Annotated in this window: 9 protein-coding genes; 7 read left to right on the top strand and 2 right to left on the bottom strand. The window is 53.4% G+C overall.

Annotation, left to right across the window (positions count from 1 at the left end):
- Window positions 1–170: 170 nt before the first annotated feature.
- From B9Q17_RS05940 to B9Q17_RS05915, 6 genes are all read left to right on the top strand, one after another.
- Complete coding sequence (locus tag B9Q17_RS05940) at window positions 171–1,874, top strand: sigma-54-dependent Fis family transcriptional regulator (protein ID WP_094624497.1); 1,704 nt, start codon at window positions 171–173, stop codon at window positions 1,872–1,874.
- A gap of 249 nt (window positions 1,875–2,123) precedes the next feature.
- Window positions 2,124–3,116, top strand: a complete 993-nt coding sequence (locus B9Q17_RS05935) for a WD40/YVTN/BNR-like repeat-containing protein (RefSeq protein ID WP_094624496.1) — start codon at window positions 2,124–2,126, stop codon at window positions 3,114–3,116.
- 11 nt (window positions 3,117–3,127) lie between these two features.
- Window positions 3,128–5,593, top strand: a complete 2,466-nt coding sequence (locus tag B9Q17_RS05930; RefSeq protein ID WP_094624495.1) for an efflux RND transporter permease subunit — start codon at window positions 3,128–3,130, stop codon at window positions 5,591–5,593.
- Window positions 5,594–5,635: 42 nt separating this feature from the next.
- Complete coding sequence (locus B9Q17_RS05925) at window positions 5,636–7,579, top strand: DUF1302 family protein (protein WP_094624494.1); 1,944 nt, start codon at window positions 5,636–5,638, stop codon at window positions 7,577–7,579.
- A gap of 18 nt (window positions 7,580–7,597) precedes the next feature.
- Complete coding sequence (locus B9Q17_RS05920; RefSeq protein ID WP_094624493.1) at window positions 7,598–8,929, top strand: DUF1329 domain-containing protein; 1,332 nt, start codon at window positions 7,598–7,600, stop codon at window positions 8,927–8,929.
- Between the two features lie 128 nt (window positions 8,930–9,057).
- Window positions 9,058–9,642, top strand: a complete 585-nt coding sequence (locus B9Q17_RS05915) for an antibiotic biosynthesis monooxygenase (RefSeq protein ID WP_094624492.1) — start codon at window positions 9,058–9,060, stop codon at window positions 9,640–9,642.
- Window positions 9,643–9,683: 41 nt separating this feature from the next.
- On the opposite strand, the gene B9Q17_RS05910 is transcribed toward B9Q17_RS05915, so the two are convergent.
- Window positions 9,684–11,762 (bottom strand): tetratricopeptide repeat protein, encoded by a 2,079-nt coding sequence (locus tag B9Q17_RS05910; RefSeq protein WP_167373011.1) that lies wholly within the window; start codon window positions 11,760–11,762, stop codon window positions 9,684–9,686.
- A 202-nt stretch (window positions 11,763–11,964) separates the two neighbouring features.
- On the opposite strand from B9Q17_RS05910, the gene B9Q17_RS05905 reads away from it, so the two are divergent.
- Window positions 11,965–12,924: an AraC family transcriptional regulator gene (locus B9Q17_RS05905; protein WP_094624490.1), complete on the top strand. Its 960-nt coding sequence runs from the start codon at window positions 11,965–11,967 to the stop codon at window positions 12,922–12,924.
- Between the two features lie 49 nt (window positions 12,925–12,973).
- On the opposite strand, the gene B9Q17_RS05900 is transcribed toward B9Q17_RS05905, so the two are convergent.
- Window positions 12,974–13,972 carry a porin gene (locus tag B9Q17_RS05900; RefSeq protein WP_094624489.1) on the bottom strand — a complete coding sequence of 333 codons (999 nt, stop codon included), beginning with the start codon at window positions 13,970–13,972 and terminating at the stop codon, window positions 12,974–12,976.
- Window positions 13,973–13,978: the final 6 nt, after the last annotated feature.

The raw sequence follows: 13,978 nt of genomic DNA, 5'->3' as shown, positions 1-13,978 counted from the left end.
CAATAAAAGGAGACACCTCCTCAAATGGTCGACTAGCCGCCAATTACCATTTCAGCTGCCAATTTTTACTATTTGGTTGATTTTTGACTTCGATCATGTGCTAGATGATCAATTAATGAGCTCCACCAGAGCCGCTCCCCACCCACAATAATTAACGGGGGTCCCCGACCATGGCTGTCAGTTATAAGCCACAACTGAACTACACGGACTTCAAGGATCTGACGGAGCAGATTCATTTCCACAGCGCGGAAGGCAAAATCTGGCTTGGCGAGCAACGCATGTTGCTGATGAACCTGACATCACTAGCGGCCTTCCGTCGCGAAATTGTCAATGGCATGGGCATAGAAAGAGCCAAGGGCTTTTTCTTGCGACTGGGGTACCTGTCCGGCCTCAAAGATGCAGAGCTTGCCCGCAAGCTGCGCCCTCACTGTAGCGAGCTGGACATTTTTCTTGCAGGACCCCAGCTCCACTCCCTCAAAGGAATGGTGAAAGTTGTTCCCCTGGAGATTGACCTTGACCAGGAAACGGGCGATTTCTATGGCCGGCTGGAGTGGATCGACTCCTGGGAAGTTGAAATCTGCAAAACCGAACTCGGCCAAATGAAGGAGCCCGCCTGCTGGGTCTTGCTGGGGTATGCCTGCGCGTACACTTCCTCATTTATGGGGAGGGAAATCATCTACCGGGAAATCAGCTGCCGCGGCTGCGGTGACGAAACCTGCATGATAGAAGGAAAGCCCGCGGAAGAATGGCCCGACGCGGAAGAGTTCTCCCGTTACTTCAAAGCAGACCCAATGATCGAAGAACTCTACGACCTTCAGGAACAGTTGAACTCCCTACGCAGCACGCTGCAGAGACAACAAGGCCAGTACTACGGTATAGGGCAGTCTGCTTCGTACAACAAAGTCTGCAAAATGATCGACAAGGCAGCGCAGGGAAAGGTTTCAGTGTTACTGCTTGGCGAGACAGGGGTTGGCAAGGAGGTCATCGCAAAAAGCGTTCACCTGCGCAGCGAGCGCTCTGATGGCCCCTTCATCGCGGTGAACTGTGCAGCCATTCCGCCAGACCTGATCGAAGCTGAACTGTTCGGTGTAGAGAAAGGTGCATACACCGGCGCCAATCAGTCCCGGGAGGGCCGCTTTGAAAGAGCGGATGGCGGCACAATCTTTCTGGACGAGGTCATTGAGCTAACCCCCCGGGCACAAGCCACGCTTCTTCGGGTACTTCAGGAAAGCGAACTCGAAAGAGTCGGCGACAATCGCACCCGGAAGGTAAACGTCCGAGTCATCGCAGCCACCAACGAGAGTCTCGAACAGGCGGTTGAAGACGGCAAATTTCGGGCAGACCTGTTTTATCGACTGAACGTGTTTCCCGTACACATTCCACCATTGCGAGATCGCCAGGAAGATTTGCCGCTCCTGGCCAGTCACTTCCTGGAAAAGTTCCACGCCCAATACAACAAACGAACACTGGGACTCTCAGACAAGGCTCTGGAGCTATGCATGCAATACCGGTGGCCAGGCAACATTCGTGAACTGGAAAACGTGATCGAGCGAGGCGTGATACTTACGGACAACAACGAGACGATCAGTCAGGACGCTCTATTCGTGAGCCCCCCTCAAATCAGCCCGGATTCTGTTGAACACATTGATGATGACGGAAACATGCGTTCTGGCAAGCCCGGTGGGTGCGGCGGAAGCTGGTCGGACCAAGTGATCGAACAGGGTATCAGCCTTGACCAGGTCGAAGAAACGTTAATGAAGCAAGCGATGGAACAAGCCAACCAGAACGTATCAAAAGCTGCGAGACTGCTCGGGCTTACTCGCCCGGCACTAGCCTATCGCCTAAAGAAGTCGGGCATTCTCTCTGAGAACTAAGCCTGTTTGAGCGCGACACGGATGTTGCTGCTTTCGTAAACTGATCAAATCAGCAACTGGAATCTGAAATTCATCATTTGATAAAAGTCAACGCTGAAAGTGATCATCCACACAATTCTTAAGATACTACCTGCCCCAGAAAACCCTCTGTTATTCAGTATGTTAAAAAATCAATAATAATCTGGCACAGGCATTGCTGAATCACCGTCAGTCGCTTTACTTCACAAAAACAAAGACGGTGACAGAACAATGCAAGAAGCCCCTATGCGCTCTGTGCGCGCCTCCGGCGTTGCACTGGTGTTTGCTAGCGCCACTACACTATTGCTGACAGGATGCGAAGCCCCGCTCAACCTTGAAGCGGTCAGAAGCATTGAGAATCAGCCCACCAAAAGAACCGATTTCTATCAGGCCATGGCCAGCAACCGGAACACTATTGTTGTTGCTGGCAACGATGGCGTTCTTCTCTCCAGCAGTGATCAAGGGAAGAGATGGAAACGGCATCCTGAAATCACCGGGAACAGCTTCCTGTCGATTACATCGTGTCCTGATCAAAGCTTCATTGCGCTTAGCTTTGACAATAACCTCTGGCATGGCGATGCGTCCGCCCAAAACTGGGTAAAACATGCCCTCCCCAGCCAGGAGCAGATGATGACTGCTGCCTGCTCGCCTGATGGCAAGTGGGTGACTGCAGGGAGCTTCACAACGGTTCAGCACAGTGCAGACCAGGGCGAATCATGGAACGAGGCTTCCCTTTACGAAGATGCCATCATCAATAACCTCCAGTTCATCAACCAAGACCAGGCCATTGCAACTGGTGAATACGGGCTTGTTCTGAAGAGCGAAGATGGTGGTGAGAATTGGGATATTGCGGGGTATGCCCCTGACGAATTCTACGTTCACACCAGTTACTTCAAGGACGCCGATAACGGTTGGATTGGCGGCCTTAACGGCTTCATCTACAAGACCAACGATGGTGGTGAGAACTGGGAACAGATGTCGACAGCAACCAACGCTCCGATCTTCGGTTTCATAGCTGGAGACAGCAGTCTTTATGCGTTGGCAGACAACGCCACTGTACTACAACTGCAGAAAGATACCTGGAACAAGATCTCTGAATCCGAACAGCCGCTCTACCTCAGGGCCGGGCTGGCTCTGCCTGACCAGCGTCTTCTCGTAGCCGGAGGCCGAGGCCTGCTATTTGACATTGAACCCCAAACGGCCCTTGCCGCCAGCACAGACTGAGGTAACCGATCATGTCCAAACTGCATCGTTTCACGCACCTGATGCACCTGCTGGAAGTGTGGATATTCAACAACCCACGCAAGGTGCTTTCACTGATTGCTATTCTGACCCTGGTTTTCGCCCTGCGAATTCCCGGTTTGAAAATATTTACCGACTTTGCCGACCTGCTGCCCCAACAACACCCCTACATTGAACTGCACAACTCCATCAAAGACAGTTTCGGTGGTGCTAATGTTTTGGTGGTAGGGGTTGAGTTTGAAGAAGGCGACATTTTCACGAATGAAAATCTCGCTCGCATCGATCGAATTACTCAGGCCGTCGATAGCCTGCCGGGTGTAAACCACAACCTGGTATCCAGTGTCACCCATCGAAACTCCCGAAAAGTATGGCTCACCGAAGTAGGTAGTATTAACTCCGAGCCCTACTACGACTCCACTCGCGGTCTGTATTCCTCCGATGAACTGGAATCCATGCGCGCTGATGTTGCAGCAAACCCGCGGGTCTATGGGCCTCTCGTGTCACCCGACTTGAAGATGGCGCTGGTCAAAGCACAGCTGATCGAAGGCAAACTAGATTATGAAACAACGTTTGCCCAACTCCAGGAACTGCGAGCTGAAGAGGCATCGGAAGGCGTTACCATCTATGCCACAGGCCAGCCGGTATTAGTGGGTTGGGCCTACACCTATATGGATCAGATCCTGCAAATTTTTGTGTTCACTGTGCTCTCCATGCTAGCGCTGCTCATCTTCCACTTCCGTAAAGCGTACGGTGTGCTCATCCCCCTAGGCGGCGTTCTTGTCTCCACAATATGGGGGCTTGGGATTATCAGCTTCCTGGGTTACAACCTTGACCCTCTCGGCCTGGTAATCCCCTTTTTGATTGCTGCGCGAGCCATGAGCCACGGGGTTCAGCTGGTTGAGCGTTATTATGCCGAAACCCAGGAACTGGGTAACGGCCCGAAAGCTGCCAAGGCAACCTTTGACAGCCTGTTCCGTCCAGGATCGCTAGGGGTGGTGTCTGACGCCATCGGTCTATCCCTTATCGCCATTGGCTCTATCCCTCTCAACACCCACCTTGGCATCTATGCCTCCTTGTGGGCCATCACCGTGGTATTCACCGTTCTGGTAGGTGTACCACTGCTGCTCTCCATCCTGCCAACACCCAAGAACCCGAAAATCCGGGAAACGGTGTTGCGCCATATTGGTAGCACCAGTTCGCGCATGGTCACCAAACCGGGTTCTGCCCGAGTCATCCTGGCCGTAGGCGCCATTGCGATGCTCGGCGGACTCTTGGCCGCATCCAATGTCCAGATTGGCGACTCCGAGCCCGGTTCTCCAATTCTCTATCCAGATCATGACTACAACGACTCGTCCCGGATCGTGAACGAGCGTTTCCCTGGATCAGAAGAACTTTATATCGTTGCTGAAACCGATGAAAAAGGAGGGCTGAAACGCCCGGAGGTACTGACAGCGTTGGCCGACCTTCAGGCCCATATGCTGACTGACCCGGAAGTAGGTGGCACCAAGGGACTGCCAGACCTGGTCAAGCAGGTAAACCGTCTGATGCACAACGACGACCCCCGCTGGTTCCAGATTCCCCATGATGCAGGTTACGTGGGCGGTTTGATGTTTACCTACATGGCGTCCAGCCCGATCCCCGGAGCTCTGGATGAGTTCAACGATACCGACGACCGCGTTGCCAACCTGGTTTTCTACTACAAGGATCGCCAGGGCGAAACCATTCGCCGCGCCATTCACATGGCAAAGGAATGGATTGCAGAGAATGGCGATAGCGTAGAAGGACTGACCATTCGGCTGGCCGGGGGGACCCTGGGCGTAGCGGCCGCAATGAACGAATCAGCATTCGAGACCAATGTAATCGTTCTGCCGCTCGTATTCCTGCTGATTTTTGCCTTTGTCATGCTGTTCTACACCTCATGGCACGCCGGCCTCATGATGTTGATGGCTATGCTGTTTGCCACCACCCTGACCTACGCCTATATGGGCCTGAACAGCCTGAGTATCGACATCAACACGGTGCCGGTAATCGCCGTTGGCATAGGTGTCGGCATCGATTACTCCATCTACATGATGGACCGCATCCGGGAAGAAATGGCCAAGTTTCAGAACCTCCGGGAAGCTGTGCAGCGTTCGATTTCTACAACCGGCATGGCAATAAGCTTTACCGCACTGACGCTGATGGCAGGAATCATCATGTGGGTGATCTTCTCTGACCTGCGTTTCCAGTCCGATGCCGCGTTACTGCTGTGCGTGATGATCATCATCAACGGTCTTGCAGCAATGCTTCTGGTGCCCTCATGGGTGCTGGTCTTCAAGCCACGCTTTATCACCGATGTCTATGCAGACGAAGACGGCATTCTGCATTCCGAACACAGAAAACCGAAATCAACTCCGGCTGCTGCTCCCGCCAGGAAGCAGGAGGACGGATTTGTGCCAGGAGAACCGTACCGGGCGTAAACCCGGTACGAAACTCCAAAAAACCTGTAACGAGGACAAGCCATGCAAATAAAAACAAAAGGCCTGAGGTTCTGGTGCTACACCCTTGCGGGTGGTGCCAGCCTGGCGCTGACTCCAATGACCACAACCGTAGCGGCCGAAGATACCCGCGTTAACGGCTACGTTGAAAACGCCACCTACGGCCGAGAAGGCGTGGGGCTTTCGAAATTCCGCAATACCTTGCAACTAGAGCTGGAGAAAAAAGCCGGTGATGTGGGAATTTTCAGCAATGTGGGCTTCAACGCCACACTCCGGGGAAGTTATGACGGAGTTTATGATCTGAATGATGATGAGTATGGACGAAACGCAGGGGGTCCGGTTCAGTTACAAGATCTACCTCAAGGCACTGTTCCGCATGGAAGTGGTGTTGGCAGTCCTGCAAGTGCTATTCCTTTGCCCCCTGGTAACACTTTTGGCTTTGATGTTAGCCAGAACCCCAATGATGGCATGGTGGTTCTGGGGGAGCATTTGCATTCACAGAACAACGGTGTTGCCTTCGGCGTTCCGGTGCGCCCTTGTGACAAAGACGACCGCGGCTGTATCAACGGGTATCTGGACAAAGACTCCAACGACCTGAGATTCCAGGAGTTCAACGATCGCGCCGACTTCATCCGGGAACTCTATGCCGACTTCGATATTAACTTCGATAACGGCAACATCCTGAGTACACGACTGGGTAAACAGCAGGTTATCTGGGGCAGAACGGACCTGTTCCGGGTACTCGATGTCATCAACCCGGTGGACTACTCCCGGAACAACATCTATGACGAACTGGAAGATATCCGGATTCCCATGTGGATCCTGCGGACTGACTACCGCATGGGCCCCACCGAAGTGTTCGACGGTCTGGCATTTGATGACCTGAACTTTCAGGTGGTGTGGAACTTCGACAAGTTCCGCCCCCATGACATTGGCCAGTGCGGCCAACCAAACGTGATCCTGGATGCCGGCTGTTTCTTCCGGGGCATGAACAACCTCTGGGAAAATGGTGGAACCGTGGCAAACTTCGCGGGGGCTACTCCTGACGGGGGCCTCGCAACAGACTTCGGACCCGGCCAGATCGGTATCCGCAAGGCACACATGCCGAGCTGGAGCCTGTCAAATACTCAGCTGGGCCTGAAGCTTGAAGGGGTTTATGGCGATCTTGGATTCTCTCTCAATGCCCTGACCTATCGCTCCCAATTGCCCTCTCTCAGAGGGGGCATTCCTGCAACCAATGGGTTCACCGGAGAGACTGCTGTCTGGCCGAGCCTGATCGCTTTCGACATCCACTTCCCGCGCGTGAATCTCGTTGGTGGCTCTCTGGACTATTACTCTCAGGGAATTGACACGGTATTCCGCGTAGAAACGGCTTACACCTCGGGTGAGGAATTTGCCAATACCCTTCGCAAAGAGCTCTATTCCGAATCAGATGTACTCCGTTACGTAATCGGCGCGGACAAAAACATCTTCATCCCGGCCCTGAACGAAAGCCAGGCCTTCCTGTTCTCCGGACAGATTTTCGGCCAGCACATTCTGGACCACGAACGTGAGCAGAGAACCTACGGCGAAGCTGGCATTCCAGATTATGAACACAACTGGACCGCCACCTTGTTAATGCAAGGGTTCTACATGAATGGTCGCCTGACCCCGAAAATCATCACAGCACATGACTTCCGAGCGCAAGCTACCGCTATTGCACCTTCAGTTGACTGGCTGGTTAACGACAATTTCAAGCTGACTTTGGGCGGAAACTTCAAAGTGGGCAACGGTGCCCGTGAATTCGACGATTGTCGCTCCTGTAATCCTTGGGATCCGTTCACCCAAACACCGGGCGTTACGGGCCATCAACCAGGAGAGTCTGCCGGTCTCGGAAGTTATGAGCCTCTCGGTCGCTTCAAGTCCGGCCCCATCGGTATGGCCCAGAAAGAAGACGAAATCCAGCTGACTGCCCGTTACAGCTTCTGATAACAAGAGGATAAAAACATGAAACCAACAACAAAACCGACAATACTGTCACGGTGCCTCGCAGCTGGTCTTGCTGCTGGCATGTTTGCCACTCAGGTGCAGGCAAACGAGGATGTTATTCAGAACTCCTTCTTTCCCTATGAGAACGAGGTTCCGAACCATGCGGGCCTCAATGTTGGCATGACCATCGACCAGTCCAACGTGGCCCAGTTCAAGGATGTCATCGACCCTGCCTTCTACACCTTTATCGAAAATGGCTGGACATCGATCACCGTAGGCGATACCACTTCTTTTGGCCTGAATGAAGGCTACGTAAATGCCACTCGTGATTCTCTGGGTAAGGTATCCCTGGGCGACCAGGTAGGTGAGATCAACGGATGGCAGGCTGGCAGACCATTCCCTGAGGAACCGGATGCCAGCGACCCCCGGGCCGGTGAAAAGCTCGCATGGAACTACAAATATGGCTACAACTGGGGTGATAGTGCTGCCATTTATCCGTTCTACTGGAAGTACCGGGATATGGATTCCGGCAAGGTGGAACGTACCATCAAGTTCAATTTCCATTTCCTGAACTTCAAGGGCCGGGTGAACCAGGAACCAGTACCTGAGATTACGCCAAACCCGTCTGACCTATTCCGCGCTATCTACGTGCAGGTTCTGGATCCCGCTGATGTTCGCAACACCCAGCTGTTGATCCACCGCGCTTCCGACGACCTCAAGCGGGACAATTCATGGCTGTATCTGGGCTTCCAGCGTCGTGTACGCCGTCTGGCTACCGGTCAGGTTACCGATGCGTTCCTGGGTTCCGATCTGATGATCGAGGACTTTGAAGGTTATAACGGTCGCATTTCAGACATGAACTGGACCTACAAAGGGACCCGTCACATGCTGATGCCCTTCTATAACCACAATGACATGAAGCTCGATACAGAGACTCACCAGGACGACGATGGCTACCAGGTTGTTGCCTTTGATGGCCAGGGTGGTTGTTTCCCGGAAATCACCTGGCAACTGCGCAAGGTGTACGAGGTGGAAGCCGTTCCGGTGGATGACAGCCATCCGCTGCAGAAGCGCGTTCATTATATGGACGCACAGACCTTCACTATTCCCCGGACCGTGTCTTACGACCGCAAGGGCAGCCTGTGGAAGACCTTCACCATCGGCCAGGCCCACCCTGACTATCACCTGCCCAAGAACAAAGGTACCGGTGTCTCTATCGATGATGCGTTCAGCATGATTGATGTACAGGCCAGCCATTGCACAACCGGACAGTTTAAAGGTCAGGTTGATCCGGAGCTCTCCAAGCCGCAGATGTTCAACGTCCAGCATATGCGCGCAACGGGAAGCTGATCTCTTCGTTGTTGTCGCTCTCTCTGGGCCCGCTCTTGCGGGCCCCTTTTTATGCTGGCGATGATGCCGGTTCTATTCCATGCTTTCCTTGATCGTTACATGGAAAACCCGCACTAAGGAGTAACCACATGATCTCTGAACGTCCTGACGAGCCGTTTTCCCCTCTCACGGTAGTGGTATCAAGGCGAGTCAAAAAAGGTCAAGAAGCCGCATTTGAAAAGCTCAGCAGCCAAATGACGGAGCGTGCATCCCAACGCCCCGGTTACCTTGGCGCCACCATGTTCAGACCATCATCTTCGGAAGATCCTGAGTACCGGATCGTCTTCAAATTCAAGGACCGCGAAACCCTCACCGAATGGGAAGAATCAGAAGAACGGGCTGAGCTGCTTGAACAGATTGAGAGCTTGCTGGTGCAGCCCAGCGAACGGGAAGTGACCTCAGGCATCGTGACCTGGTTTACCCTGCCCGGCCAGAATCCGGTAACGCCGCCCCCTAAATGGAAAATGACTTTCGTCAGCTGGCTGGCCCTTTACCCTGCGGTGACTCTGGTATTCGTTCTGTTCGGAGATATCCTTGCGCAAATCCCGTTGCTGCTTAGAACCATGGCGGTAACTATCGTAGTCATGTTACTGATGAGCTATGTGCTGATGCCGCGAATGACCCGTTGGTTTGCCTTCTGGCTGTTCCCGAAAAAGAACCACGATGTGCGCTAGCCCAGAGGAATAAACCTCCAAGAAGCAAGCCACAGCTATCTTTACAGGTGATTCATCAGCGCCCGTAACCGGGCGTTGTCGGGGAACCGCCGTAACATGGTTTGAGTCACCTCCCGCGCCTTGCCTTTCTGATCCAGTTGGAAAAGCGCCACGGCGTACCGATAACCGAACAGCCACTGGCCGGGAGCCAGTTCGTGGGCCCTTTCCAGATCCGCCAACGCCGCCGCGTAGTCTTGCAGGCCGATACGGATCAGCCCACGCAGGTGAATCAGTTGAGGTTCATCAGGGCTGTGCTCCAGGGTTCGATCAATGGCCTGGACTGCTTCAAGGTTGCGATCGCCGGAACGAAGGATTTCACTCAACAGTATGGTGGCGGGAACGTAGCCAGGGTCTTTGGCCAGGGCACGATCGAGCAGCTGCTCTGCCTTGTAGATATAGTCCCCTGCCATCAGGTAACGGGCTTTCAGAACACTGCCCGCGGGCAGGTCTGACTGCATATCAATGTAGTGCACATATTCCTTCTGAACACTGGCCCAGCGCTCAGGGTCTGGCATCACGCCAGACCACACCATTGACTCAAAAGCGGCGAGCCGTACTGCCAACGAGTCATCAGCCAGTCCTTCCTCAGCAAGATTCCGGATTCGCTCCGCAGCACCGTGCCTGAGTACACGATAGGCACTTTCGCGGATCACGGCATCATTACTCTCAGCCAGGCGCGCCAAGACAGGCATGTGCCTTGCCACAAGTGCTTCCCCGTGCTGCTCCAGCAGCGTAGCCCGGCGAAGGGCAGGCTCAAGCTCGTCCAACAGGTAGGCCTGTACCTCTGTCAGGTTTCCTTGCTGCGCGTGGTACCAGGTATCGGGCTGGTACAGGTCCGGATACCAGCGTTCGACGGTTTTGATAGACCAGGCGTGATCCTGCTCCGTGTGGCACGCCAGGCAAACATCCGGGCTACCGGATTCTTTCGACACATCAGGCCGCGGCACCATGAAACTGTGCTCTCGCCGCTCATCGATCCTCATAAACGTAGCTTCTGGCATGTGGCAGCTTACGCACTGTGCGCCGGCAGTGTTGCGCGGATGATGATGGTGCTTCGAAGAATCGAAATCACCGGCATTGTGGCACTGGGTACAGACGGCATTACCCTGCACTTTCAGTTTACCGGTATGAGGATTATGGCAGTCGGTGCACACCACGCCGGCCTGGTGCATTTTGCTTTGCTGGAATGAGCCAAGCACAAACACCTCTTCCCGCACCCTGCCGTCCGAGTAATACAGGGGCTGCTCCAGCCGGGTCAGGCTGAACTGATCATGGACCGCCCCTCCGCGCTGGTCGGTCAGACTGGTCCGGAGTGAATGACATCGCCCGCAGCTTTCAACCTGGTAGGCACTGGATTCCGGCCCAGTGTGTCTGGGAGGCCGTTTACCCTCACTGACCAGCCAGGCTCCCATGGCGGCAAGCTCGATCCCTGGCGCCAGTCGCTGGCCCCTGTTAGCCGCTTTTGCATACTCTTGAGCGTTTTCATGGCAGGCAGAGCACCCAACCGATACCTCAGTCCATCGGGTATCATAGCTATCGGTTTTCGAGTCATAGTTGCGAACCAGTCCAGAGGAATGGCAGTCCGCACACTGGTTGTTCCAGTTCTGGTAAACGCCAGTCCAGTGCATGGCGTCGCCAGGATGGTTTGCACCTGGCTCATCCAGCCGAAACCAGCGCTGCCCTCCGGCCGACGCTGGCCGGGTATCCCAGGCGATATTGAAAGCCTGCAGGCGGCCATTGCCGGCATCCAGCAGGTACTGTTGAAGGGGATAAACGCCAAAGGTGTATTTTACTGGCCAGGTTCGCGCTTCTCCGGCTTCCTTGGTGCGTATGACATAGCCATCCTTTGTGCGCTCAAAACTCGCTTCAACCTGACCATCCCTGAAAACACCGTTATTAAAGTTACCCATCACCGTTGACGGATTCGCCGGAGCCATCGCAACAGCGTGCTGTGACCGGGACCATTGCTCGGTTTCGACTTCATGACAACCGGAACAATCGGCACCCTCTGCAAATACGACAGGTGAGCAGGCAACCATAATGAAAAAAATATTCACCTTGCGCAAAAAGTAGTTGATCATTTCATTCAGTTCCGTTGCCTGATTCTTGATATTTGACCAGATCGTAAAGCTGGCTCTACCGTTTCCGGGAAACTGTCTTTGTAAGTGACTGTCTTGCAAGACCTGATCCATTTCAACATCCGGTGGCCTGACAATTGCTTGATTACTCCGGGATGACATAACTACTTAGCTGAACACAACTAACAAAAATAACGATGCTGCCATGAATCAACAATACGTTCCGTTTCTTAAAAACGTTGGTGTACAGTCAGCCGATTTTGACGAGGCACGGCAATTTATCAATTCCCGTATTGATGACAGAGAAGTCCTGCCGATGTCCGCTGGCAGTGATACTGAAAACATTCTTACCTGGCAGCCGCTGGATGGTTCAACCCTCTTCGGCGCACGTTGGTCGGAGAAAGTTCACATCCAGTCAGAACCCCAAACTACATTTCACGCCATTCTGGTTCTGTCCGGGTGCATTCATTGTAAAACGACAAAACGAGATATCACCGCTGGCGGGCTTCTGTTGATTGCTCCGGGCCAACAAGCCGACCTTGTCTGGGAGAAGTCCACTCACTCCGTGGTTATCAATCTTTCACGCCAGGCTCTGGTGGATCATCTGGGCGTACCGTGTCTCGAAATGCTGGGAAAAACTTCAACCGCGCTTTCACCGACGGATAAGGACGCCCAGTTGATACGACAGGGCATTGAGTGCATCGCAAAGCAACATGAAATCTGCGACGGAAATCTGGATCCATTCCTCCAAAAACAATGGCAAAGCCTGTTGTTAACGCATTTTTCAGATCAGGTCACAAAGGCAACCCGGATAAACCCAACGGTTCTACCTGCGAAAATACGACTTGCCACTGAGTGGATCCACGCCAACATTCATAATCCGATCTCCGTGTGCGACCTGCTGAAAGTAACCCAGACAAGCCGCAGATCCCTGGAATCCTGTTTTCGTAGCTTTCTAAACACGACTCCCGCAAAGTACATCCTTTGCCATAAACTTAAAGGCGTTAGGGATTTACTCCGCTCGGACAAAGAGATCAGTATTGGTGATGCCGCCTTTGCGTTCGGGTTCCAGCATCAAAGCCATTTTACCCGTCAGTATCAGGAAGCCTTTGGCGAATTACCTTCTGAAACAGTCCGGCAACAGCGGGGAACCCGTTACCTGTAAAAAAAGGCCCGGCAACAGACAAACTGAGCCGGGCAACACGCTTTCACAGTCAGAAGGTTACATTGAAGCCCATTGCATAGTTACTGGCGGCCTCGTCGTACTGGCCCGTTTCAGCCCACACCTTCACACCTGGCGTAAGCCTTTGTTCCAGTTTAAGAGTGTATACAGTCTCATCCGCCGCATCGTAATCATGGTTCTTTTCCTTGAAACCAAGTGCGATCCCCGCTCCACTGTCATCCACATAATAGGCTGATGCACCGTAAGCATCGAAATCGGCCTTACCCTCTGGCGCTAGCGGGAATGGTGCATTGCGGTTATTTTCCCAAACAGCTCCAAGTGTCAGCGCGCCAATCTTATAGCTGGCACCCGCTGCAGAGATCTGATAGTCGTCGGTAGCGAACGGAGGCAGCTGTTCCTGCATCAAAATGGTAGTCCCAACTGCAGCTTGCAGATTGCCATTCTTGTGGACGAGGCGCACTGCACGACCATCGACATTTTGGTCATTGCTGTCGTTCAAGGTTATCGCAGCTGCCACCAACTTGGTTTTAAGGAACCAGGGGGTGTGGTAGGCGAAGGTGCCCGAGGTACGATCAGGTTGGGCAAAAATACCGTCCGCATTCAACGCTTCATGAGGTTCGTTGTATTCATAGTGGTTGATGTGTCCGTATATATCGGCCCACTGGCCACTAGTGCCTCGCGGAGCCACCACGAACATCCCGTATTGAGTCGGCAACCAGAACTTGGCCTCCTTTACGTGCACATCAGCCTCGCCATCTCTTCCCGTAGTAGGATCGTCTGCGCTGTTGGCTGCATTCGCCAAATCAACTTCTACGGCGTAGTGCAAGTTCAATCGTTCATCCAGAACAGCTTTACCCTGCATCCCAAGTTCAATCTCAAAGGCTTCAGCCTCCGCATCCTGACCCTCTACATTCAAGGCGCCAGCACTTAGGTATCCATAGAAACTCGGCTTTTCCAGTTCAACTGCCAGGGCCGGGGAGGCAACCGCTGCGGAAACCGCAGCGGTTAAAAGTAATCTCTTAAAACTCATAGTATT

Origin of the sequence: Marinobacter vinifirmus, from assembly GCF_002258215.1 — a bacterium.
Lineage (GTDB): Bacteria > Pseudomonadota > Gammaproteobacteria > Pseudomonadales > Oleiphilaceae > Marinobacter > Marinobacter vinifirmus.
This window is presented reverse-complemented; position numbering and strand designations above follow the sequence as displayed.